The sequence below is a fragment of the Streptomyces sp. NPDC059371 genome (genome assembly GCF_042751995.1).
In the GTDB taxonomy this organism is placed as follows: Bacteria; Actinomycetota; Actinomycetes; order Streptomycetales; family Streptomycetaceae; genus Streptomyces.
On record NZ_JBHYXD010000019.1, the window covers coordinates 72355 to 94981 of the forward strand.

The following is a 22627-nucleotide window of genomic DNA, read 5'->3' on the forward strand; positions in this document are numbered from 1 at the left end:
GGAGTTGTGCATGGCTCTCCTGGCGGTGGTCAGCTCGGTGGGCGTCGAGGAGCGGAGGCTGCGCTCGCCATCACGCGTCGAAGGTCCGGTCGTCGATGAGTTCGCCGTTCTCCGACCACTTCTTGATCGATCGCACCATCCCGCGCGCGCCGTATTCCTTCTCGAGGGCGAGCTGACCGTTCGGGTGCCAGTCCCGCCATCGGCCGTACGGAATGCCTCTTCGGCACTGGCCCTCCGCCCTGTCTGCTCCGTCCGAATACCACTCGCGCAGGGGGCCGTCCTCCAAGCCCTCGATATAGGTGGTCATGGCGACCACCTGACCCGTCCGGGGATTCTCTTCGACAGTCTCGCCGGTGAACAGCCGACCCTGGTAAGTCAGCGACTGGTCGATTCCCATGTCCAACTCGGGGTCGTCGACGTCGATGCGCATCAGTAAGTGACTCCAGGTATGAGGACTTCGTCGCTCGGCGGCCAGCCAGGAAACCTACCTGTGACGCTGTCGACGCCGCCGAGGACATTGTGGCAGTTGGCGCAGAAGGGGGCGGGCTTTCCGCCCCCCATGTAAGGAAAGTGCGTATTCATGGTGATTTCCCGCATTGCGGAAGGGCCGTCCGGGAGCCCCGCGGCGGCACGATCGTGCAGTGCCATGTTCGTCGCTTTCACCTCGGCGTGCCGCAGCGGAACATCCGGGTGGGGGTAGTCGAAGGTGAGAGCACCGTCACGGTCGGGGTAGGGGCCACTGCTCGCCACGTTGTCGACGCTGTCCTGAATGGTGGGGTGGACGTCGCCGGGATCTATTTCGTTTCCCTTGCGCCCGTTGATGCCTTCGTAGACCTTTCCTGTCCTCCGGTCCACACCCACTCCGAGGCAGTCACCGAGGTCCTTCTTCCTGAAGGCATCAGTTCCTTCCGATACCAGGTCCTTGTAGTTCTGTGCTCGTATGTCGGTTAAATTTTTGAGGTAGTCCGAGACCGGCCGGCCGTCGATCTTGGATATGAGTCCGTCGCTTCCGCGCGTGATCCGGCTCTCGGAGGTGGTCTCCAGGAGTTTCGTCCCATGGCCTGCCGGCGGCAGCTTCGGGGTCTTGAATCCTTGACGGGCTCTCCATGAATCGCGCAAGGTGATGGACAGTTGCCTCATGCCCTTGGCGCCGTTGCGGATGGTGCTCGCCAGATTCCTCAGCCCCCCGCCGAGCCCCTTCGTGAAGGCTCCGCCGAGGGCGCGCAGGCCGCCCAGTTTCCAGAGTTTGCCCATCTTGGCCAGGCTCGTGAAGCCCTTCGTGGCGGGGATGCAGTCGAGGACCGCGAAGATCAGGTCGCCCCAGCCGGCTTGGCCGTTGAGCATTTTTCTCACGGTGTCCGCGAGCACCACGAGCGCCGCCGCGAAGACCAGCCAGCCCAGCGGGCCGCCCACGATCATCACGATGATGCCGACGATCGTGACGACCCACTTGCATACCGTGACGATCTCGTCCCAGTGGTCGGAGACCCAGTCGATGGGCTCCTCCCACCAGTGGCGGTTGTGGATGCCCGCGTCCGACGCCTCGTTCAGCTTCTTCACCGTGCGGCGGGCGGCCTCCTCGCGCAGCCCCTTCGCGTGAGCGGCGAGCTTCTTCGCCGCGTCCAGCAGCCCCTTGGCGTCGTCGACGTCCTTGTGGGCGGCGGTCTGCCGCTCCCTGGCGTGCTGGGCGTCACGCGTCACGCGTCGCCCGGCGCACGTCCGCCTCGTCCGGCGGCGGTACGTCCTTGCCGCGGTTCTTGTCCTGGTCGTAGGAGTCGGCCTTCGCGGTGGCCCTGTGCACCCAGTCGTCGGCGCCCGACAGCGCGGTCCGCGCCGTGGACAGGTCCTGGCGGGCCTTGCGGCCGTCGCGCAGCGCCTTGTCCGCCTTCTGCTGGGCGTCGTCCAGGTCCGGCCAGTACGAGGCGAGCGCGTCGCCCGCGATGTCGTAGGACTTCTTGAGTTTCTTGAGCTGCCCGGGGACGTCCTCGAACTCCGAGGCGAAGGAATCCGCCGTCTTGCCCTCCCACTTCAGGACCGCGTCGTCGTTGGCCAGTCCCTTCACGTCCCGCAGGATGTCCGCGACGTCGTCGGCGAAGTCGTGGAGCGAGCCGGCGAGCCCGCGCACCCGCTGCGGGTCGCCCGGCGTCGGGTCCTGGTCGAGGTCGAGTACGTGCCAGTCCGTCGGCCTGTTCGACACACGTTCCCCCGTAACACCCGCAACCTCTGCATCAGAACGTACGTGTGAACGTATCTGGCTGATCATTGCGAGTGGAACGTCGAACAGTGCTTCGTCGAGGGGTTGTTACGAGCGGGGTGTGCCCAGCGCTCCGGCGCGTATGGCCTGGAGCAGGTGGTCGACGGGGGGCGGGGTGGTGGTGAGGACGGTGCCCGGGTCGTCGGACTCGCGGAGATGGAGCATGGCGGGGGTGGAGGCGAGCTCGACGCAGGAGTCGCCGTCACCGGGCCCCGAGTAGGACGACTTCTGCCAGTTGTCAGGGGTGCTCATGGATGACTCTCACAGCTCCTTCGTCAACCTGTGGATGAAGTCGCGGGACCGGTCGGCGTCCAGCGACACCGCCTCGACCTTGTGGAACAGCGTGCGATAGGCGTTGAGCTGGGCTTCGGAGTCGATGAACGCGGCGCCCTGGGGAGCGTCGCGCACGACGGTGTCCAGCCTGGGCTCGGGGCCGCCCGCGTAGGTCATGGCACTCGCGGCGCCACCGAACCCCTCCAGGCCGAACGGGATGACGCGCACGGTGATGTGCTCGGCCTCGGACAGGTCCAGCACGTGGGCGAGTTGGGACCTCGAAGCGGTGCGGTTGCCGACCATGATGCGCAGGGCCGCCTCGTGGACGACGCCGTCGTACCGCTTGGGAGCGGGGCCGTCGAGGAGTGCCTTGCGCTGCATGCGGTGCCGTACACGCAACTCGACCTCTTCGGCCGGGAGTTCTGGGACGCGGTAGGAGAACACCGCGCGTGCGTACTCCTCCGTCTGGAGGAGGCCGGGGACGTGGAGGAACTGGACGTCCCGCAGGAAGGTGGCGTAGTGCTCCAGCTCGGCGAGGTCGAGGAACGGCGTGGGCAGCAGACCGCGGTACGGCTCCCACCACCCGCGTGTCCTGTCGGTCGCCATGGCGACCAGGGCCTCCACGAACGCCTCGTCCGTGCAGACGTACTGGGCGGCGAGCCGGCGTAACCGCTTCTCGCTCACGCCCGCGAGGCCGGCCTCGATCTGACTGATCTGTGCGGGGCTCACCCCGAGCAGTGTGGCCGCTTCACGCGATGAAAGTCCGGCCGCTCCGCGGAGTCGGCGCAATTCCACCGCCAGACGCATCTGACGTGCCGTCGCGTCCCGCCTCAGTGCCATCGGGTTCCCTTCTCGGTGTGCCCATGAAGGTGACTCGTTCGGGGGCAGATTACGCGACCGTCCCAGTGGCTCTGAAGAGTTGGATCTACCGTCGGTGACGTAATGGCCACTCTGCGACACCCGCGAACGCCGCCATCTCCGTCTTGCGGATGTTGTGAAGGGTGTGAGGGGGTCAACGGGGGTGACGGAAGCCGGGGTGAAGTGGCAACTCGGTTGTCCTGGGCGGTTGGTGATGAAACGGGCGGACTGTCGTCCATGCCGTCCGCCCGGCCTTCGACACCCTCCCTAGACTCTCAGTAGGCTCGGTTCACCCCCGAACTCACGCCCTCCCCAAACGACCCCGGGACACCCGCCATGGCGCGACGCACCACCTCCAGCTCGACGGGCGGCTCGCCGGGTCCGAGGAATCGGACGCCGCAGCCCCTGCCCCGGCGTCGTCGGACGTTCGGGGACTTCGTGAAGGCGTTGGGGGCGTTCGCCGCCCTGCTGGTGCTGCTCGTCGGTGTGCCCGGCGCGCTGGTCGTCGCCGTGGGCTGGCCGCTGCCGCACGGGACGCCCTCGCTGGACTGGCTCCAGCAGGAGATCACCGTCGGCACGTTCATCCACGTGCTGACGGTCATCGTGTGGCTGGCGTGGGCGCAGTTCACCGCGTGCGTCCTCGTCGAGATGAAGGCCGCGCTGTCGGGCGTCGGGCTGCCCAACCGCGTACCGGGCGCCGGGGCGAGCCAGTTGCTGGCCCGTCAGCTCGTCGCGGCACTCCTGCTCGTGGGCGCCGCCGCCGCGAGCTTCACCCCGGGCCTCTCCCAGCTCGGCCAGAGCCCGGACGGCAGCCGGCACGGCTCCGTCGCCGCCGCTCAGCAGACCCCGGGCACGCTGTTCGGCCAGCAGCGGGACCAGGCCGCCGCGGGAGCCGCCGCCGTCGCCGAACAGGCCGCCGACGCCGCGGCCCAGGCCGCCACCCAGACGGACGGCGGCTCCTCCGCCCGGCACGGTGACACGAAGTACTACCGGATCCAGCCCCCCGAGGGCCGTCACCACGACTCCCTCTGGGAGATCGCGCAGCGCCACCTCGGCGACGGGCGCCGGTACAAGGAGATCTACGAGCTCAACAAGGACCGTACGCAGCCCGACGGGTCCAAGCTGTCCGAGGCCAGCCTGATCCGGCCCGGCTGGATCATGGAGATGCCCGGCGACGCCCACGGCGGCGAGCTCGTCGAGATGCCCGAGGCCAAGCCCGGGATCCCGGAACAGGTCCAGCAGCAGATCCACGACTACGCGAAGACCGGCGACCACCAGCAGACCGGCGGACAGCGGGCCGGCGGCATCGGCCGGCAGGGCGAGCAGGGCGACCGGGACACCGCGCACTTCCGCGTTCCCCAGCAGCGGGCCGGCGGCGACCAGGGCCAGGAGAGCGACCGCGCCTCCTCCGGCGAAGCCGCCCCGGACGCGCGCGACGGGCGGAGCGCGCCGTCGGCCTCCGAGGAGAGCGGGTCCTCCTTCGGGTTGCCCGAGGCCCTCGTCGGCGCCCCCCTCCTCGCCGCGGGCCTCCTCGGCGCCCTCGGCAGGCGCCGCCGTCAGGCGCTGTGGCAGTCGGCCCTCGGCGCGGTCGGCGGACGCCGGGGCATGGAGCCGCCGGTTCCCACCGGTTCCGCCGCGGACGCCCAGGACGCGCTGCTCGTCGGCGCCGACCCCGAGGGCGTACGCCTCCTGGACCTGTCGCTGCGCGGCCTCGCGGCCGCCCTCGCCGCCGAGTCGCGCCCGCTGCCGACCGTCTACGCGGCCTGGCTCGGCGGCAATGGCGATCTGCACCTCCAACTCGCCCAGCCGGCCGGGAAGCCGCCCACGCCGTGGCAGCTCGGCCAGGACCAGACGTTCTGGATGCTGGCACGCGCGGACGCCGAGCGGTACGAGGAAGTCGACACCGCCGCCCCCTACCCGGGCCTCGTCAGCCTAGGCACCATGGACGACTCGCGGCTGCTGCTCAACCTGGAGGCCGTGCCCGGCATCGTCTCCCTGAGCGGCAGCGCGGCCGACCGCGCCGGCGTCTTCGCCTCCGTCGCCGCCGAACTGGCCACCAACGGCTGGTCGGACCGCATGACGATCACTCTCGTCGGCTTCGGCGAGGACCTGACGCCGCTCGCGCCCAACCGGCTGCGCCACCTCGACGACATCGAGGCGCTCGTCGAGACCATGGAGGCCGAGACACGGCAGCGGCGCGGCGCGCTGGGCGCCGCCGGACACGACTCCGTACTCACCGGCCGTACCGGGCCCGCCCAGCACACCCGTTGGGCCCCGCACCTCGTCCTCCTCGCCGCCGAACCGTCCCCCGTCGACGCCCTCAAGCTCGCCGAACTGGCAGCCGACGCCGGCCGGTTGGGCATCGGCTACCTCGTCGGCACCGAGAGCGGCGAACTGCCGGGCGCCGCCTGGGAGATGGAGGTCACCCGCGAGGGCAAGCTGCTCGCACCGCTCCTCGGCCTCGAACTCGACGCGCAGCTGCTGCCGGTCGCCCAGCAACGGGCGGTCGTGGAACTCTTCGTCGAGGCGGACCCGGAGGGCGGGCCCGACGGTCCGACCGACTCCCCGCCGTTCCTCATCGACATCAGCGAGCAGGGGCGGCCCGCCGTGTACGCGCGGCTCGTGGGCCCGTACGAGATCATCGGTCTGGAGACGCCCGAAGGCGACCGCAGTCCGCTGCTGCACGAGGCGCTGGCGCTGCTCCTGCTGCACCGCGAAGGGGTGCACCCGCGCGTGCTGTCCTCCGCGCTGTGGCCGCGCGGAGTCACCGACGACGTGCGGGACGCGCTCGTCGAGCGGCTGCGCGGCTGGCTCGGCGGCGACCCCGACGGCACCCCCCGCCTCGGCTCCGACGCGACCGGGCGGCTCACGCTCGCCAAGTCCGTCGTCTCCGACCTGGACGTGCTGCGCTCCCTCTACCACGAGGCGACGCAGGGCAAGGGAGTCGACAGCCGGGTGGTGCGCGGGCGACTGCTCACCGACGCGCTCGTCCTCGTCCGCGGCCCGCTGCTCGCCGACCGCCTCGAGGGGCGTTACGGCTGGCTCACCCACGAGATCATCGACGCCCAACTGCCGCTGCTGGTCGCGGACATCGGCCTCGCGCTCTCCGCGTTCCATCTGGAGAAGGACCGGGCCGAGAAGGCGATCGAGGCGCTGAACGCGTCGATGAACTCGGCACCGGCGGACGAACGGCTGTGGAACGAGCTGCTGCGCGCGACGCACGCGACGGGGAACGAGGACAAGGTGAAGCGACTCGCCGCGGACCTGGTGTCCCGCAGCGGGGCGCGTGGGCTGCCGCCCCGGACGGAGGCGCTGCTCGACGAACTCCTCCCGACCTGGCGCAGCGGCACGGCAGCGGTGAGCTGAACGCTCGGGCCCCGGCCCGACGCCCGCCCCGCACACCGGCCGCTTCCGGCCGGGCGGCGCGACTCACCGTCGTTCTCGCCGTCCCGCACCGACCGCCGGCCGGGAGCGGACGCCGGTGGCCGTGGGCGTCGGTCGCGGCGCTCGTCACCGGCCTCGCCGGTCGGTTCGGCCGGCCCGGCCGGTACACCGCACTCTTGGGGGAACGCGTGGATCTCGATCTCTGGCTCGTCCTCGCCGCAGCGCTCTGGGGCGCGGTGGCGGGGCTTCTGGTGCCCCGGCCCGCGTACCGCTTCGCCGTCGACCCCGACGAGCCGTGGCGGGACCGCTGTCCCGAAGGGCAGCCGATCACCGGGGCCGCGCGCGGATGGCTGGGGCTCGCCCGTTCCCCGGGCGGAACCCGCTACGGCCCCAGCGCCCTCCTCGTCCCGCCGGTCACCGCCCTCCTCTGCGCCGGACTCGCCCTCGTCACCGGCACACGCCCGGAGCTCGGCGTCTGGCTGCTGCTCACGCCGCTCGGCGTCCTGCTCGCCGTGGTGGACTTCCGGGTGCAGCGGCTGCCGGACGCGCTGACCCTGCCGCTCGCGGCGGCGGCGCTCGTCCTGCTCGGGGTGGCCGCCGCGCTGCCGGAGCACGCGGGGGAGTGGACGACGGCGCTGTTCGGGGCGCTCGCACTCGGGGGCGGGTACTTCGTGCTCTTCCTCATCAACCCGAACGGCATGGGCTTCGGCGATGTGAAACTCGCCCTCGGCCTCGGCGCGGTGCTCGGCTGGTACGGGTGGAGCGTGGTCGTCCTCGGCACCTTCGCCGGGTTCCTGTTCGGCGCGTTGTACGGGATGGCGCTCGTGATCGCCCGGCGCGCGGGGCGCAAGACGTCGATCCCGTTCGGCCCGTTCCTGATCGCGGGGGCGTACGTGGGGCTGCTGATCGGGGCTTACGCGGCCTGACGCCGGACCGGACCGGCGCGGGTCGGCGCCGGTCGCACCGACGGGCATGAAGTCGGTCGCGCCGGTGGGCCTGAAGTCGGTCGCGCCGATGGGCCGGACGCCGGTCGGCCGGTGAGCCCGACAAAGGTCCGCCGGTGGGCCTGGCGTCGGCCGGTGGGGTGGGCTGGCGTAGGGTGGTTGAGTCTGTCCACAACCCTTACGAAAGGGACGCTCCCGGTGACCGAGAAGGCCGACCTTCAGTCCGTGCTGGACCGTGCCGCGGAGGGTGGGCGGATCACCCCGGAAGAGGCGCTCGTCCTCTACCGCGACGCCCCGCTGCACGCGCTCGGCGCAGCCGCCGACGCCGTACGCCGCCGCAGGTACGCGGGTACCGAGCACATCGCGACGTACATCATCGAGCGCAACATCAACTACACGAACGTGTGCGTCACGGCGTGCAAGTTCTGCGCGTTCTACGCGGCCCCGAAGGACACCGCCAAGGGCTGGACGCGCGACCTCGACGACATCCTGCGCCGCTGCGCGGAGACCGTCGAGCTCGGCGGGACGCAGATCATGTTCCAGGGCGGACACCACCCGGACTACGGCGTCGAGTACTACGAGAAGCACTTCGCCGCGATCAAGGGCGCTTACCCCGAACTGGTCATCCACTCCCTCGGCGCGTCCGAGGTCGAGCACATGGCCCGGATCTCCAAGGTGAGCGTCGAGGAGGCCATCCAGCGGATCCACGCGGCCGGTCTCGACTCGTTCGCGGGCGCCGGAGCCGAACTGCTCCCCGCCCGCCCGCGCAAGGCGATCGCCCCGCTCAAGGAGAGCGGCGAGCGGTGGCTGGAGATCATGGAGATCGCGCACGGCCTGGGTGTCGAGTCGACGTCCACCATGCTGATGGGCACCGGCGAGACCAACGCCGAGCGCATCGAGCACCTGCGGATGATCCGTGACGTACAAGACCGGACGGGCGGGTTCCGCGCGTTCATCCCGTACACCTACCAGCCCGAGAACAATCACCTGAAGGGCCGCACGCAGGCGACGCTCTTCGAGTACCTGCGGATGATCGCGATCGCCCGTCTCTTCCTCGACAACATCGCCCACATCCAGGGCTCCTGGCTGACCACCGGCAAGGAGGTCGGCCAGCTCTCCCTGCACTACGGCGCGGACGACCTCGGCTCGATCATGCTGGAGGAGAACGTCGTCTCCTCCGCCGGCGCCAAGCACCGCTCCAACCGCATGGAGATCATCGACCTGATCCGCAAGGCGGACCGCGTCCCCGCCCAGCGGACCACGACGTACGAGCACATCGTCGTCCACGACGACCCGGCGAACGACCCGGTCGACGAGCGCGTCATGTCCCACATCTCCTCGACCGCGATCGAGGGCGGCACGGCGCACCCCGAGCTGAAGCTGCTCGCGTCCAACTGACGTACTCATGCTGACGATTCACGTAGCCGAGGAGTCGGCCGGGACCGCGGTCCTGGTCGACGGGGCGGCCATCGCCGCCATCGGCCCGTACGAGCGACTGGCCGAAGCGCACCCGCAGGCGAAGGTGCGGCGCTGGCCCGGCATCCTGACGCCGGGACTGCTCAACCCGTACGGTCCCGAGCTCCTGGAAGCCATGTACCACCCGGACCCGCGCGAGGCCGAGGGCTTCGGCACCGAGCCCATCGGCGGGGAGCGGGCCAAGCGGATCTTCCGCGCCGATCCCGCACGCGTCGGCGCGAGCGCGCGGCGCGGGATCCAGCGGATGCTGGCGCACGGCACGGTGGCGGTGGCCGGGGAGCTGCGGTCGCGAGCCGTGGTCGACGCGGTGCGCAGGGCCGGCCTCGCGGTGGGACGGCGGCCGGACCCGCTCGCCGGGCCGGCGTCGCTGTCCCCGACCCCGCTGATCCTGCTGCCCGGGCTGGTGCCGGGCGGTCCGGCCCGGTTCGCCGTGTTCGACGTCGCGGACCGCGCCGAACTGGTCCGACGCGGCGCGGGGACCTGCGTGGCGACCGTGATCGGCGGCCGACTGGTGTACCGCGCCCGCTGATCACGACACGTGACACCGGCTCGGCCTGCGAGGGTTCCCGGGCCCGCGCGATGGCATGTGGCACCCGCGCTCGCGAGGGTTCCCGCGCCCGCTGATCACGGCATGTGACGCCGGGGCGGCCCGCGAGGTTCCCGGGTCCGCGTGATGGCATGTGACGCGGGCTCGGCCCGCGAGGGTTCCCTGATCTCGCGCCAGGCCCCGTGACGCCGGCTCAGCCCGCGAGTGCCTTCGCGAACGCCCCCGCGCTCTGCTTCACGCCGCTGCAGTCGGTCGCCGCGTCGTCCGCCGTGGCGCTGCCCTTCTCGCACTGCCTGTCGCGGAACGTCGACCACATCGACACCCAGGCCACCTCCTTCTTCTCGGCGAACTCCCTTACCTGCGCGGCGTCCGCGAGCCCGAACGTCTCGTTGTCCACGTCGTTGACGCCGATCATCGAGGTGAGCGCGAGCCCCTGCCACGCGTCGGCACTCGACAGTCCGAACACCTTCCTCAACTGGGTGTGGGCCGCTTCGGCGGACGTGATCGCGTAGTCGCCCATGTCGCCGGCGTACGAACTGCCGTAGTTCATGGTCATGATGTTGACCGTGGAGACCTCCACGGAATGGTCGTTGGCGGACTCCAGCAGGGCCAGGCCGTCGGCGTCGAGCCCGGACGGCATCACGGGCAGGGTGAAGGACACCGTCAGCCCGGGACGCTTCTTCTGGAGCAGCGCGATGGCCTCGGAGCGCAGCGCGACCGAGTCGGAGTCGCTCAACTGGGCGCCCTCGATGTCGAAGTCGGCCTGTGTGGACCCGGCCGCGTCCAGTGCCGCGCCGTAGGCCGCGGCGAGGTCGCTCGCGCTGTCGCACGTCGACGCCAGCTCCTTGCCGGAGGCACCCCCGAAGGACACCCGCACCCGTGCCCCGGACTTCTCGAGCGCCGAGATCCGGGACTTCACCGCCGTGTCGCCGATGGCGTACATCCCGTCCCACTCCGGTGTGCAGCCGCTGCCGTCCGAGATCACGAAGGCCAGGTTGTACGTGGTCGGCGACCCCGCCGAGTCGGTGTCCGCGGCGGTCGTGGCGCTCACGTACGGCGCGTACGAGGTGGCCGACGACGTCGCCGCACCCGCCTCCGGCGACGCCGCCGCCGTCGACCGGCCGGCCCGCGCGGACGACCGGTCCGAGGCGTCACCGCCGCCCGAGGAGCACCCCGTACAGGCCAGGGCCACCAGGCAGACGACCCCCACGGCCGGCCTCAGGAAACTCCGCATTCCGCACGCACCCACTCTCGTGATCTTTCGCGATCTCGTGTGATGTCTGTCTCGGATCGAAAACAAACAGCCGTTCCCCGACTGGAAATGTGTCACATCCGGAACGGAATGCCGAATGGAGATCGCGAGGAGAAATCGCGGGCAAGGGTGCGGGCAAAAGGGGTGATTCGGGCTTTGGTTACGTGCATATCTCCCATATCCATCGGGTCCGGGGCACGCGGGCATTTCTCGATTCTCATAGGAAAAGTACAGGCTCGGGCTTCTCTCATGGGCCGTTCATACGGAACTCGGAGTTTCCGGCACATAAACGCGTCCTACCGTCTGGGGAATGCAATCCGAGTCCGCCGTCGAAAACCGTGTCCAGGTGCGTGGCCGTAGCCGCAAACGCGGCAGGGGGGCCGAGGCCGGCCCCGTGTTCGTTGACAGCTCCGGGCGCCGTGCCCGCCTGCTGAGCAGAGTCGGCATGCTCGTCGGCGTCGTCTGCCTCGGGTACGCCGTCGTGCTCGGCATGGCCTTCATGGGCTGGGGCACCTCGCTGACGCCGTCCTCGCTCCTCCCCTTCGGCAGCGGCCGCTCCGGCTCCGCACCCGGCGGGGCCTACGGCGGACCCGGCGTCGGCACCCGCCCGAGCGGCGCGCCGGACGGAGCGCCCACCGGTGTCCCGCCGTCGGGCCGGCTCACCGGCTCCGCGCCCTCCTCCGCCCCCACGACCACCGCCGGGGCGTCCGCGTCCACCGGCGCCGAGTGACGGGGGCGCACCCACTCCCATGACCACGACAACACCCACGCGTGGCCGCCGGCGGGCCCCCTCCAAGCTGGAGCGGGCCGCCGGGAAGGCCGCGGCGCTGCAGAAACCCCGTGTCATCCTCGCCCTGATGCTCCTGCTGGCCCTCATCAGCGTCATGCTGCTCGACGGCTATCTGCGCTCGGAGATCGGCAACGACGCCCGGGTGCGCGACGGCGCGGCCTACGACAAGGTCCCCCAGAAGATCCTCGACGGCGGCCCCATCCTGACGTTCGCCGACGGCGCCGCGAAGACGCAGTCCGTGCCGGAGAAGACCATCGTGCTCACCTTCGACGACGGGCCGACCCCCAACTGGACGCCCGAGGTCCTGAAGGTCCTGGAGAAGAACGACGTCGACGCCACCTTCTTCGTGGTCGGTTCGATGGTCTCCCGCTACCCCGACGTGGTGAAGAAGCTGGTGAACCAGGGCAACGAGGTCGGCATCCACACCTTCACCCACGTCGACCTCTCCTACCAGAGCACCGCTCGGCTCCAACGCGAGCTGAAGCAGACGCAGTTGGCGCTCGCCGGCGCGGCCGGCGTCCAGACCACGCTGTTCCGTGCCCCGTACTCCTCGGAGATCAGCGCCGTCGACAACTACAGCTGGCCCGTCTACAAGGAGCTCGGCGGCCTCGGCTACACCAGCGTCTTCGTCGACACCGACAGCGACGACTGGAAGAAGCCGGGCGTCTCGAAGATCGTCCGGTGGGCGACTCCGAAGAAGAACGAGGGCGCCATCGTCCTCATGCACGACGCGGGCGGCGACCGCTCGCAGACGGTCCAGGCGCTCGACACGTACATCAAGAAGATGAAGGCGAAGGGCTACACGTTCACCACGGTCAGCGGCGCCCAGGCCGAACTGAACCGGGCCGCGTCCCTGGCCGCCGCCGCCACCGACCGGGGCGGGTCCGGGGCGGCGGCGGACCGGACCGGGTCCGGGTCGGTGGCCGGCCAGGGCGGTTCCCGGGCCGGGGACACCGCGGCGGCTGGCGGTCCGTCGGCGGGCGCCATCGAGAGCGCCGAGGCGCAGGCGGGCCAGCGCGAGGCGACCGGCGCGACCCTCTACGAGGGCAAGGCGCTCGTCTACGCCGTGGCGGTCGCCGAATGGGTCGTACCGGCGCTGTCCTGGTTCCTCGTGGTCGTCGGAGTCGCCGTCATGGGCCGGTTCGCGATGATGCTGGTCCTCGCCCGCCGGCACCACCGGCAGCGCAACCGCAGTCGCGGCCGCGGCCGCAGAGGAAGTCGGGGCGGGACGTTCAGCTGGGGACCGACGGTCACCCGGCCGGTGACCGTCATCGTGCCCGCGTACAACGAGAAGGAATGCATCGCCAACACCCTGAGGTCGCTGGCGAAGAGCACGCATCCGATCGAGATCATCGTGGTCGACGACGGTTCCGAGGACAACACGTCCGAGATCGCCGAGTCGCTCGGCATGCCGAACGTCCGGGTCGTCCGGCAGGAGAACGCCGGCAAACCCGCCGCGCTCAACAACGGTGTCCGGCACGCCCGTTACGACATCGTCGTGATGATGGACGGCGACACGGTCTTCGAGCCGGACGCCGTGCACCAGCTCGTGCAGCCCTTCGCCGACCTGGAGATCGGGGCCGTCGCGGGCAACGCCAAGGTCGGCAACCGTGGCACCGTGATCGGCGCCTGGCAGCACATCGAGTACGTGATGGGCTTCAACCTCGACCGCCGCATGTACGACCTGCTGCGCTGCATGCCCACCATCCCCGGAGCGATCGGCGCGTTCCGCCGGGACGCGGTGCTTGAGGTCGGCGGCATGAGCGAGGACACGCTCGCCGAGGACACCGACATCACCATCGCCATGCACCGCGCGGGATGGCGGGTCGTCTACCAGGAGCACGCCAAGGCCTGGACGGAGGCGCCCGGTTCGCTCAAACAGCTCTGGTCCCAGCGCTACCGCTGGTCGTACGGCACCATGCAGGCGCTCTGGAAGCACCGCAAGTCCCTGACGGACAAGGGTCCTTCGGGCCGCTTCGGGCGCGTGGGCATGCCGCTGGTGGTGCTCTTCCAGATCGTCACGCCGGTCTTCGCGCCGCTCATCGACGTGTTCACCGTCTACTCGATGATCTTCGTGGACTTCCGGGCCGCGCTGCTCGCCTGGCTGGCCGTCCTCGCGGTCCAACTGACGTGCGCGGCTTACGCGTTCCACCTCGACCGGGAGAGGTACCGCTACCTCGCGATGCTGCCGCTGCAGCAACTCGCCTACCGCCAGATGATGTACCTGGTTCTGATCCACTCCTGCGTCACGGCTCTGACCGGCGGCCGCCTCCGCTGGCAGAAGCTCAAACGCACGGGCGAGGTCGGAACCCCGGCAGGAGTGAGCTAGATGACCTGGGGCGCGGAGCAGCAGGGCCAGGGGTACGAGGGCGGATACGGGCACGACGGCGGGCACGGCTCCGGGTACGGGCACGGCCCCGCATACGGGCATGGCTCCGGGTACGACGGCGGGTACGGGCACGGCCCCGCGTACGGGTACGACGGCGGGTACTCCTACGACTCCGGGCAAGGGCTCCCGTACGACCAGACCCTGTCGTACGAGCAGCCGACCGCGTACGAGCAGCCGGCGCCGTACGAGGAGCCGACGCTGTACGAGCAGCCGACGCCGTACGAGGAGCAGTGGCCGTACGTTCCCGAGCCGGAGGACCCCGTCCTGACGGTGACGGGGACGGTGGGGGCGGCGGAGACGGTGGGGGCGGCGGTGGAGCCGGAACCGGCGGCGACCGAGCCGGCCCCGGTCCCGTCCCCTTCCCGCAGGAAGGGAGCGGGGGGCGGCCGAGACCGCTATTTCGACGCCCTCCGTGCCGTCGCCCTGGTCCGTGTCGTCACCTACCACACCTTCGGCTGGGCCTGGGCCGGGCTGGTCTTCCCGTCGATGGGCGTGATGTTCGCGCTCGCCGGCACGCTGATGGCCAAGTCCCTGGAGCGCCCCGCGCTAGAGGTGGTGCGCGGCCGGATGCGGCGACTGCTGCCGCCGTTCTGGTTCTGGGGCCTCTTCGTCGTGGTGGCGATGCTGATACACGGCTGGATGCCGGGATGGCAGATCGTGTTCTGGATCGTCCCGGTCGGCGACCCTCCGGGCAACCAGTGGGGCGAGCAGGCCTGGGAGATCCTCTGGTACCTGCGGACGTACCTCTGGTTCGTGCTGCTCTCCCCTCTGCTGCTGAACGTCTTCCGCAGGGCCCCGGTACCGGTGCTGCTCCTCTCGCTCGTACCGATCGTGGTCTTCCAGTACGCGTGGCAGCCGTCGGACGACCGCTTCGGCAGTGCCCTCACGGACCTCGCCACCTATCTCTTCTGCTGGCTCCTCGGCTTCGCCCACCGCGAGGGGGCTCTGCGGCGCCTGAAGCCCGCCGTGGTGGTCCTCGCCTCGGCGGCCGCCCTTGCGTACGGCGGCTGGTACGCCCTCGCGCACCGGGCGGAGTACGGCACGTACGACCTGGACGACATACCCCTCGCCCAGGCCTTCTGGTCGGCGGGCTTCGTGACGGCGCTGATGTACTTCAAGGCCTACTACGACGTCGACTTCGCCTGGCTGGCCCGCTTCAGGCGGCTCGACCGCACGGTGACGGTGTTCAACGGGCGGGCGGTGACGATCTACCTCTGGCACGAGATCGCGCTGATCCTGGCCGTCCCGCTGATCGACCAGTTCTGGAACGTGCCGGCCTTCGAGAAATGGCTGCCCCTGGAGAGCCAGTGGTTCATGTTCGGCGTCGGCTGGGTGCTGATCGGGATCGCGATCCCGCTGTTCGGCTGGGTCGAGGACGTGGCCGCCCGGAAGCGGCCCCGGCTGCTGCCGTAGCGGCTCGAAGGGTGAACCTCGCCCCGGTTGGCCGTGTGCGGACGCCCACAGCGAGCCGGGCACGATCTTGGTTACGAGCATGGGAGAAACCCCCACAGAGAGGCTGACGTCCCTCATGCGTCGTTCCCTGCTCGCCGCGTCCACCGCGGCGACCGCACTCGCCGCCGCCCTGTCGCTGGCCGTGAACACACCCGCAGCCGCCGGAGCCGGACCCGGCCACGACCCCGAGCCGTGGGTGAAGCGCAGCGCGGTGATGCGCGCGAATCCCAAGGACTTCCATTCGCTGTGCGGCAGACAGAAGGACGGCGTGCCCGAGCGCCGCACCTTCCCGCTCTTCGAGCACCAGAAGGGCTTCACGGCGATCGAGGACTTCAAGCGCCAGGACCCGGACGGCACGGTGTTCTGGTCCGGCCACGACCCGAGGCACCCGGAGAACACGATCTCCGTGTCCATCATCGGCGCGTGCGCCGCCGGGCCGGTCACCCTGTCCGGTGAGATCGAGGAAGGCTTCCGTCAGTACCTGTACAAGCCGGTGCCCAAGCGGCCGGGCAGGTACCTGCTGCAGGAGATCGACGCGCTGAAACTGCCGCCGAGCGGACAGGGCGTCGACACGGTGACCGTGCCGCCGACCAGATCGGTTCGGCCGCACAAGCCGGGGCTGAGGATCGCCACCCCCGACAACCCCGCGGCCATCGACATCGTCGTCGCCTACACCCCGGCCACCGTCACGGAACTCGGCTCGGCCTCCGCGGTCCAGAGCCGGATCCGGTACGGCGTGAACCAGCTCAACAGGGCGCTCGCGACCAGCCAGGTGCCGGCCAGCGTGCATGTCGTGAACACCTACGAGACCGCGGCGACCGGCGTCGCCCGTGAGAACGCCGGAACCCTGCTGAGCATGATCAGCAACCCCCTGAACCCGACCCTCGGCGTCACGGCCGCCGCCCAGCGGACGGCCTTCGGCGCCGACCTGGTGGCGCTCATCGCCTCCATTCCGGCGGAGGACAGTTCCGGGCAGGCCAACCTGCCCACCCCGGCGGGCCCGGGGACCAGCAACAACGCGTTCTCGGTCACCAGCGCCTTCTCCATCACGGCGTGGGAGAACCTCGCGCACGAGATCGGCCACAACTTCGGTCTCAAGCACGACCGCAAGACGGTGGTGGACCAGGGCGGTACGACGCCCGTGGGCACCGACAACTACGGCTGGGTCACCGCCGACCAGCGGCACCACACGATCATGGCCTACTCCAGTGCCTGCACCCTGGCGTGCGCTGTCGTCAACCAGTACTCCAACACCGTGAACCTGCTGAACGGCCAGGCTCTCGGCGACGAGAACAACAACAATGCCGCCAACGCGACGAGGGCCGCCGAGTTCCTGGCGGGCTACCGAGCCTCCCAGGTCACCAACCGGGTCTCCCTCACCATGACCTCCAGTCCCCCCGCCGGAGGCAGCCTCAGGCCGAGCGAGTACGGCCCGTACGACCCCGGCACGCAGGTCACCGTCACCGCCGATACGAGCCCCGGCTTCCGGCTCAGCGGCTGGGAGGTCGACGGTGTGCTCCAGACGGACACCACGCCGAACTACACGATCACCATGAACGCCAACCACACCATCAACGCGGTGTTCGCCGAGATCCCCGAGCCCACGCGGTAGCACCTGGCACGTAGTACCCGGCATGCGGCAGTACCCGGCACGCGGCGGAACCTCTCGCAGCGGCAGAACCCGCCAGGCGGCAGAACCCGTCGGGCCGTCGGAACGGCGCCGTGCCCTCCCCGTGGTTCACGCGGGCGGGTGCGGCGCTTTCCCGTACGTGGGAACGACGACCGGTTCCCGGCCGGGCGCCGGAGAGCCGTCGGGCCCGTACTGCCACAATGGGGACCGTGATTCGCGCATCCCTGGACAAGCAGCCGCACGAAGTCGCCTCGATGTTCGACGACGTGGCGGAACGGTACGACCTGACGAACGACCTGCTGTCGCTCGGACAGGACCGGGCGTGGCGCAAGGAGGTCGCGAAGGCGGTCGACGCGCGCCCCGCGCAGAAGATCCTGGACCTCGCGGCCGGCACCGCGACCTCGTCGCTCCCGTTCGCCCGCACCGGCGCGTACGTCGTCCCCTGCGACTTCTCCCTCGGGATGCTCCGCGTCGGCAAGCGGAACCACCCCTGGCTGCCGCTGACCGCCGGTGACGCGACCAGACTGCCCTTCAAGGACGACACGTTCGACGCCGTCACGATCTCCTTCGGGCTGCGCAACGTGCAGGACACCGACACCGCGCTCCGCGAGCTGTACCGCGTGACCAAGCCGGGCGGACGCGTCGTGATCTGCGAGTTCTCGCACCCCACCTGGGCGCCGTTCCGCACGGTCTACACCGAGTACCTGATGCGCGCGCTGCCCCCGGTCGCCCGGGCCGCCTCCTCCAATCCCGACGCGTACGTCTATCTCGCTGAGTCCATCCGCGCCTGGCCGACCCAGCCGGAACTGGCCAAGCGGCTGATCGGCGCCGGCTGGTCGAAGGTGGCCTGGCGCAACCTGACGGGCGGCATCGTGGCCCTCCACCGGGGCTACAAGCCGGCCTGACCCCGCTCGGCGCCGCCCCGGGGGCCTCCGGGACCGGCTACCTGAGGACCACGAACGGGCCACCGGGCAGGTCGAGTTCGCGGCGCAGTCCGCCCGACGGCGGACCGGGCGGACGGGGCTCACACACCCCGGCGCCGCCCTCCGCGTCCCCCAGGTCGAACCACACCGTCACGACGGCTCCGCGCGGCACTTCGGCCCCGGGCTGCGGAAATTGCCGTACGACGTAGTCGACGACCGTCCGATGGAAATCGGGCCGGTCGGGCGCGGCGAGCAGAACACCGCGAGCCTCTGCCGTCTCACGCGCGTCCATGGCCATCAGACCGACGAGCCGCGGCACGCGCACTTCGGGTGTCTTGGGTGTTATGCGCACAGACGTCACCCCCAGCGGTACCGGAAGGGTAAGCCTCGCCCGTGCCCTTCCGGAAGCCATGAGGAGACGCGGGGGACTCCGTCCGGAAGCCATGAGGAGACGCGCGGGACTTCGCCACAGGGCCGGCTCCGGCAGTCGTCACAGGGCCAGCCGGTAGCGGTGGCCCTCCTGCCGCGACGAGGGCAGCGTGAACCGCTCCGCGAGCTCCATGCCGAGCCGTCTCGTCACCGCGATGGAACGAGTGTTGCCCGCGTTGACCATGGCGACGACGTCCGTGACGCCCGCCACGCGGACCCGCTCCAGGGTGGTCCGGGCCGCCGCCGTGACGTACCCCTTGCCCCAGTGCGCCCGCCCCAGCCGCCAGCCGATCTCGATCTCCCCGGCCGGGCCCCAGGCGTGCGGCCAGGGCTGCGCGCCCGTGAAGCCCAGTACCTCGTCCCCGGGACCGACCATCGTCCACAGACAGAACCCGTGCTCCGCGTCGTGCCGCCGCTGGCGCGCCGTGAGTTCCTCGTAGACGGACCGCTCGGCCGCGCGGCCCCCGTGGAACTCCATGACCTCGGGGTCGTCGAAGACCCGATGCCACTCGAGAGCGTCCTCGTCGGTGGGGACGCGCAGGCGTACTTCGGGGAGAGCTCGGTTCACGGGGCAGCCCTTCAGCCGGGTGATCGGTACCGCTGCATAGACTGCCCATGTCCAGTGCCCGTCGGCACGTTCATTTCGAGTCTTGGGGAGACCCCGCCGTGACCGAGTCCCAGCCACTCTCCGAGAACACCGCCGACGTCATCGTCGTCGGGGCCGGGCCAGCCGGCTCCACCACCGCCTACTACCTGGCGAAGGCGGGGCTCGACGTCCTGCTCCTGGAGAAGACGGCCTTCCCCCGCGAGAAGGTCTGCGGTGACGGACTGACCCCGCGCGCGACCAAGCAGCTCGTGTCGATGGGCATCGACATCTCCGAGGAAGCCGGCTGGCTCCGCAACAAGGGCCTGCGCATCATCGGCGGCGGTGTACGCCTCCAGCTCGACTGGCCGGATCTCGCCTCCTTCCCCGACTACGGACTCGTGCGCAAGCGGGACGACTTCGACGAGCAGCTCGCGCGGCAGGCGCAGAAGGCGGGAGCGCGGCTGCACGAGCGCTGCAACGTCGGCGCCCCGATCCTCGACGAGCGCACCGGCCGGATCATCGGCGTGCACGCCAAGCTGGGCGACGCCGACTCCAAGGAGAAGCGGGAGGTGACCTTCCACGCCCCGCTGGTGGTGGCGGCGGACGGCAACTCCAGCCGCATCTCCCTCGCGATGGGCCTGCACCGCCGCGAGGACCGCCCGATGGGCGTCGCCGTCCGTACCTACTTCACCTCGCCGCGCCACGAGGACGACTACCTGGAGTCGTGGCTGGAGCTGTGGGACCGCCGGGGCGCCGAGGACCGGCTGCTGCCCGGCTACGGGTGGATCTTCGGCATGGGCGACGGCACCTCGAACGTCGGTCTCGGTGTCCTCAACACCTCCGACTCCTTCAAGGAGCTCGACTGGCGCGAGGTCCTGAAGGCGTGGTGCGCCTCGATGCCGGAGGACTGGGGCTACACCCCCGAGAACATGACCGGCCCGATCCGCGGCGCGGCCCTCCCGATGGCCTTCAACCGTCAACCGCACTACACCAAGGGCCTGCTGCTGGTGGGTGACGCCGGCGGTCTGGTGAACCCCTTCAACGGTGAGGGCATCGCCTACGCCATGGAGTCCGGCCAGATCGCGGCCGACGTCATCGTCCAGGCCCACGCCCGCGCCACCCCCGGCCAGCGCGAACTCGCCCTCCACCGCTACCCGCGCGTCCTGAAGGACACCTACGGCGGCTACTACACCCTCGGTCGCGCCTTCGTGAAGCTCATCGGCAACCCGAAGGTCATGAAGATCGCCGCGCAGCGCGGTCTGACCCACCCGATGCTGATGAAGTTCACCCTCAAGATGCTCGCGAACCTCACCGACCCGACGGGCGGCGACGCGATGGACCGCATCATCAACGGCCTCTCGAAGGTCGCCCCGAAGGCCTGACCCTGACCGCACGACCCGCCCCGGTGGCCACCGGGGCGGCTCCGGACGCCGCCGGCACCGGGTCCGGAACAGCCCGAAGGACCGCTCCCCGCACAGGAAGCGGTCCTTCGGCAGTTCACCCGGGGGTTCAGAGCACGCGCACCGCGCCCGTGGCCGGGTAGCCCGACAGGTCCTGGATCACGACGCCCTTGGAGGGGTTGGCCGCGTCGAGGTACTGGCCGTTACCGATGTACACACCGACGTGGTAGGCCGAACCAGCCGAGCCCCAGTACAGAATGTCGCCGACCTGGACATTGGACAGGGAAACCGGCGTACCGGACACCGACTGGTCCTGCGAGACACGCGGCAGGTCGACGCCGACCTGCTTGAACGCCGCCTGCACCAGACCGGAACAGTCCCACGCGTTGGGTCCGGTGCCGCCCATGACGTACGCGTCGCCGACCTGCGCCTTGAGGAAGGCGACGACGGTCGCGACACTGCCGCTGGCCGGGGCCACGACGTTCGTGGACGTGGACGCGCTCGCGGACAGGGTGGTCCGCGCCGAGGAACGCGAGACGGCGTCGGCCGCCGCGGCCTTGCGCGCGGCCTCTGCCTTCTTCTTGGCCTCTGCCTTCTTCTTGGCGTCCGCCAGGTCGGCCTTGGCCTGCTTGGCGGCCTTGGCGGCCGCCGCGTCGCGCTCCGCCTGGAGCTGATAGTCGGCCGCGGCCTGCTGGGTGGCGTCCGCGGACTGGGCGACCTGGTTGGCCAGGTCGGCCGTCAGGGTCGGCAGTTCCATGGTCTGCGTGACGGGCTCGGCGGCGCTCGCCGAACCCGCGGCCGCGGCCACGACAAGGGTGCTGAGGACGCCACCGGCAACTCCGGCGCGCATCGCGAGCGACGGAGCGTTGCGACGGGGCTTCCGGTGGCTTCGTATGTGTGCGGTGTGGGACATGGGTACTAGCGGTACCAGGGGCTCCTCCATACCTTCAAGAAACGTGTGGTGCGCCACAGTTGTTCAATCGGCCGCCGAATTCGTCGCGCGTCACTCTTTATTGACGCCGTAACGGGCATTGCGGACACTGTCCATCGGGCCCGTGATCATGGCCTTTCAGTATTACGTCCGAATTGCCCGCGACCTACCACCGGTTGAAGAGGATGGCCAAGCCCGCCTCATCTGACCCATAGGTAGATGTGGCGCAGGTCACGGAACGGTCACCCGGGCACTCGCGTCCCGCGCGTGCACCCTCATCGCCCCGTCGTCCGCGCCCGCTCGTGAACGCGTGCACGTGTCCACATCGGTCCCGTTGATCCCCCCGACGTGTGAACGCGGTCCTCTATCAAGGGGGTGCGTCCAACGCGAATTTGCATGCGGCGGAAGTCTCTTGATATGGAGACGACCCCTGGGCCTGCGGTGATGAACGAAAATGTCACGTCTGGTGACCGACCTGACGCTTCGCGTGTGAAGATCACCGCTCATCCGACTTCATGATCGTTCGTCAGGTGGTGGAGATCACAAAGCTAAGGCAATACCCCGTGTCGCAGATCACAGACCGCCGGGCATAAGATGCGAGGCAGTTGGGCTTGTGACCTGCTTCACATGTCCGTGATCTTCGCCGGGACGGGTGGGGTTCGCGGTGCTGGCGAGGCAGGGGTGCGGGCCCGCCGAAACCGCCACCAGTCAGTGCCGACTGAGAGGAGCGAGGAGCGTGAACGCGTATGCGCCGATCCTCGTACTGGGAGCCCTCGGGGCAGGCTTTGCGATCTTCTCCGTGGTCATGGCCACGCTGATCGGTCCGAAGCGGTACAACCGCGCCAAACTCGACGCCTACGAGTGTGGCATCGAGCCGACCCCCACGCCGGTCGGCGGCGGGCGTTTCCCCATCAAGTACTACCTGACGGCGATGCTCTTCATCGTCTTCGACATCGAGATCGTCTTCCTCTACCCCTGGGCCGTCACCTTCGACGCCCTGGGTGTTTTCGGGCTCGTGGAGATGCTGCTCTTCGTGCTCACCGTCTTCGTCGCCTACGCGTACGTATGGCGGCGCGGCGGCTTGGAATGGGACTGAGGGGCCTTTAAGA

At 70.1% G+C, this 22627-nt stretch carries 20 protein-coding genes; 11 read left to right on the top strand and 9 right to left on the bottom strand.

Annotated features, from left to right (window positions below):
- Positions 1 to 70: 70 nt before the first annotated feature.
- The 5 genes from ACFXGX_RS14045 to ACFXGX_RS14065 form a co-directional block, all read right to left on the bottom strand.
- A complete protein-coding gene (locus ACFXGX_RS14045) occupies positions 71 to 430 on the bottom strand; it encodes a toxin-antitoxin system YwqK family antitoxin (RefSeq protein WP_384789595.1) in 360 nt (119 codons plus the stop codon).
- Entirely contained in the window at positions 430 to 1701 is a 1272-nt protein-coding gene (locus ACFXGX_RS14050) for a YwqJ-related putative deaminase (RefSeq protein ID WP_384789598.1), read from the bottom strand. The genes ACFXGX_RS14045 and ACFXGX_RS14050 overlap by 1 nt, the downstream gene beginning before the upstream one ends.
- Positions 1691 to 2197 (bottom strand): WXG100 family type VII secretion target, encoded by a 507-nt coding sequence (locus ACFXGX_RS14055; protein WP_384789601.1) that lies wholly within the window; start codon positions 2195 to 2197, stop codon positions 1691 to 1693. The genes ACFXGX_RS14050 and ACFXGX_RS14055 overlap by 11 nt, the downstream gene beginning before the upstream one ends.
- Before the next feature lie 105 nt (positions 2198 to 2302).
- Positions 2303 to 2506, bottom strand: coding sequence for a DUF397 domain-containing protein (locus ACFXGX_RS14060; RefSeq protein ID WP_384789604.1), 204 nt, complete (start codon positions 2504 to 2506; stop codon positions 2303 to 2305).
- 9 nt (positions 2507 to 2515) lie between these two features.
- A complete protein-coding gene (locus ACFXGX_RS14065; protein ID WP_384789607.1) occupies positions 2516 to 3367 on the bottom strand; it encodes a helix-turn-helix domain-containing protein in 852 nt (283 codons plus the stop codon).
- A gap of 354 nt (positions 3368 to 3721) precedes the next feature.
- Here ACFXGX_RS14065 and ACFXGX_RS14070 point away from each other — a divergent pair, with 354 nt between their 5' ends.
- From ACFXGX_RS14070 to ACFXGX_RS14085, 4 genes are all read left to right on the top strand, one after another.
- Positions 3722 to 6751 (top strand): BTAD domain-containing putative transcriptional regulator, encoded by a 3030-nt coding sequence (locus tag ACFXGX_RS14070; RefSeq protein ID WP_384789610.1) that lies wholly within the window; start codon positions 3722 to 3724, stop codon positions 6749 to 6751.
- 206 nt (positions 6752 to 6957) lie between these two features.
- Positions 6958 to 7695, top strand: a complete 738-nt coding sequence (locus ACFXGX_RS14075) for a prepilin peptidase (protein WP_384789613.1) — start codon at positions 6958 to 6960, stop codon at positions 7693 to 7695.
- A gap of 216 nt (positions 7696 to 7911) precedes the next feature.
- Positions 7912 to 9111 (top strand): cyclic dehypoxanthinyl futalosine synthase, encoded by a 1200-nt coding sequence (gene mqnC / locus ACFXGX_RS14080; protein WP_384789616.1) that lies wholly within the window; start codon positions 7912 to 7914, stop codon positions 9109 to 9111.
- A 7-nt stretch (positions 9112 to 9118) separates the two neighbouring features.
- On the top strand, positions 9119 to 9718 hold the full coding sequence (locus ACFXGX_RS14085; protein ID WP_384789619.1) for a hypothetical protein: 600 nt from the start codon (positions 9119 to 9121) through the stop codon (positions 9716 to 9718).
- A 211-nt stretch (positions 9719 to 9929) separates the two neighbouring features.
- Here the strand turns inward: ACFXGX_RS14085 and ACFXGX_RS14090 are convergent, their stop codons facing one another.
- Positions 9930 to 10970: a chitinase gene (locus ACFXGX_RS14090; protein ID WP_384789622.1), complete on the bottom strand. Its 1041-nt coding sequence runs from the start codon at positions 10968 to 10970 to the stop codon at positions 9930 to 9932.
- 328 nt (positions 10971 to 11298) lie between these two features.
- Here ACFXGX_RS14090 and ACFXGX_RS14095 point away from each other — a divergent pair, with 328 nt between their 5' ends.
- The 5 genes from ACFXGX_RS14095 (at position 11299) to ACFXGX_RS14115 (ending at position 18154) form a co-directional block, all read left to right on the top strand.
- On the top strand, positions 11299 to 11718 hold the full coding sequence (locus ACFXGX_RS14095) for a hypothetical protein (protein ID WP_384789624.1): 420 nt from the start codon (positions 11299 to 11301) through the stop codon (positions 11716 to 11718).
- Positions 11719 to 11737: 19 nt separating this feature from the next.
- The gene (locus tag ACFXGX_RS14100) at positions 11738 to 14107 is read left to right on the top strand and encodes a bifunctional polysaccharide deacetylase/glycosyltransferase family 2 protein (RefSeq protein WP_384789627.1); all 2370 of its coding nucleotides are present in this window, start codon (positions 11738 to 11740) and stop codon (positions 14105 to 14107) included.
- Positions 14108 to 15580, top strand: coding sequence for an acyltransferase family protein (locus ACFXGX_RS14105; RefSeq protein ID WP_384789630.1), 1473 nt, complete (start codon positions 14108 to 14110; stop codon positions 15578 to 15580).
- Positions 15581 to 15695: 115 nt separating this feature from the next.
- On the top strand, positions 15696 to 17231 hold the full coding sequence (locus ACFXGX_RS14110; protein WP_384789633.1) for a reprolysin-like metallopeptidase: 1536 nt from the start codon (positions 15696 to 15698) through the stop codon (positions 17229 to 17231).
- Between the two features lie 227 nt (positions 17232 to 17458).
- A complete protein-coding gene (locus ACFXGX_RS14115) occupies positions 17459 to 18154 on the top strand; it encodes a demethylmenaquinone methyltransferase (RefSeq protein WP_384789636.1) in 696 nt (231 codons plus the stop codon).
- A 37-nt stretch (positions 18155 to 18191) separates the two neighbouring features.
- Here ACFXGX_RS14115 and ACFXGX_RS14120 read toward each other — a convergent pair whose 3' ends face one another.
- Positions 18192 to 18524 (bottom strand): PASTA domain-containing protein, encoded by a 333-nt coding sequence (locus tag ACFXGX_RS14120; protein WP_384789639.1) that lies wholly within the window; start codon positions 18522 to 18524, stop codon positions 18192 to 18194.
- Between the two features lie 138 nt (positions 18525 to 18662).
- A complete protein-coding gene (locus ACFXGX_RS14125; RefSeq protein ID WP_384789642.1) occupies positions 18663 to 19169 on the bottom strand; it encodes a GNAT family N-acetyltransferase in 507 nt (168 codons plus the stop codon).
- Positions 19170 to 19216: 47 nt separating this feature from the next.
- Here ACFXGX_RS14125 and ACFXGX_RS14130 point away from each other — a divergent pair, with 47 nt between their 5' ends.
- Positions 19217 to 20569 (top strand): geranylgeranyl reductase family protein, encoded by a 1353-nt coding sequence (locus tag ACFXGX_RS14130; protein WP_384789645.1) that lies wholly within the window; start codon positions 19217 to 19219, stop codon positions 20567 to 20569.
- A 127-nt stretch (positions 20570 to 20696) separates the two neighbouring features.
- Here ACFXGX_RS14130 and ACFXGX_RS14135 read toward each other — a convergent pair whose 3' ends face one another.
- On the bottom strand, positions 20697 to 21530 hold the full coding sequence (locus tag ACFXGX_RS14135) for a C40 family peptidase (protein WP_384789648.1): 834 nt from the start codon (positions 21528 to 21530) through the stop codon (positions 20697 to 20699).
- 724 nt (positions 21531 to 22254) lie between these two features.
- Between ACFXGX_RS14135 and ACFXGX_RS14140 the strand changes: the two genes are divergently transcribed.
- Positions 22255 to 22614: an NADH-quinone oxidoreductase subunit A gene (locus ACFXGX_RS14140; protein WP_037627175.1), complete on the top strand. Its 360-nt coding sequence runs from the start codon at positions 22255 to 22257 to the stop codon at positions 22612 to 22614.
- Positions 22615 to 22627 lie beyond the last annotated feature (13 nt).

Excerpts from the sequence above, each read along its gene's own strand:
- ACFXGX_RS14045 (WP_384789595.1), bottom strand. The coding sequence starts at position 430 with ATGCGCATCGACGTCGACGACCCCGAGTTGGACATGGGAATCGACCAG.
- ACFXGX_RS14060 (WP_384789604.1), bottom strand. The coding sequence starts at position 2,506 with ATGAGCACCCCTGACAACTGGCAGAAGTCGTCCTACTCGGGGCCCGGT.
- ACFXGX_RS14065 (WP_384789607.1), bottom strand. The coding sequence starts at position 3,367 with ATGGCACTGAGGCGGGACGCGACGGCACGTCAGATGCGTCTGGCGGTG.
- ACFXGX_RS14070 (WP_384789610.1), top strand. The coding sequence starts at position 3,722 with ATGGCGCGACGCACCACCTCCAGCTCGACGGGCGGCTCGCCGGGTCCG.
- ACFXGX_RS14085 (WP_384789619.1), top strand. The coding sequence starts at position 9,119 with ATGCTGACGATTCACGTAGCCGAGGAGTCGGCCGGGACCGCGGTCCTG.
- ACFXGX_RS14090 (WP_384789622.1), bottom strand. The coding sequence starts at position 10,970 with ATGCGGAGTTTCCTGAGGCCGGCCGTGGGGGTCGTCTGCCTGGTGGCC.
- ACFXGX_RS14095 (WP_384789624.1), top strand. The coding sequence starts at position 11,299 with ATGCAATCCGAGTCCGCCGTCGAAAACCGTGTCCAGGTGCGTGGCCGT.
- ACFXGX_RS14100 (WP_384789627.1), top strand. The coding sequence starts at position 11,738 with ATGACCACGACAACACCCACGCGTGGCCGCCGGCGGGCCCCCTCCAAG.
- ACFXGX_RS14105 (WP_384789630.1), top strand. The coding sequence starts at position 14,108 with ATGACCTGGGGCGCGGAGCAGCAGGGCCAGGGGTACGAGGGCGGATAC.
- ACFXGX_RS14110 (WP_384789633.1), top strand. The coding sequence starts at position 15,696 with ATGCGTCGTTCCCTGCTCGCCGCGTCCACCGCGGCGACCGCACTCGCC.
- ACFXGX_RS14130 (WP_384789645.1), top strand. The coding sequence starts at position 19,217 with ATGTCCAGTGCCCGTCGGCACGTTCATTTCGAGTCTTGGGGAGACCCC.
- ACFXGX_RS14135 (WP_384789648.1), bottom strand. The coding sequence starts at position 21,530 with ATGGAGGAGCCCCTGGTACCGCTAGTACCCATGTCCCACACCGCACAC.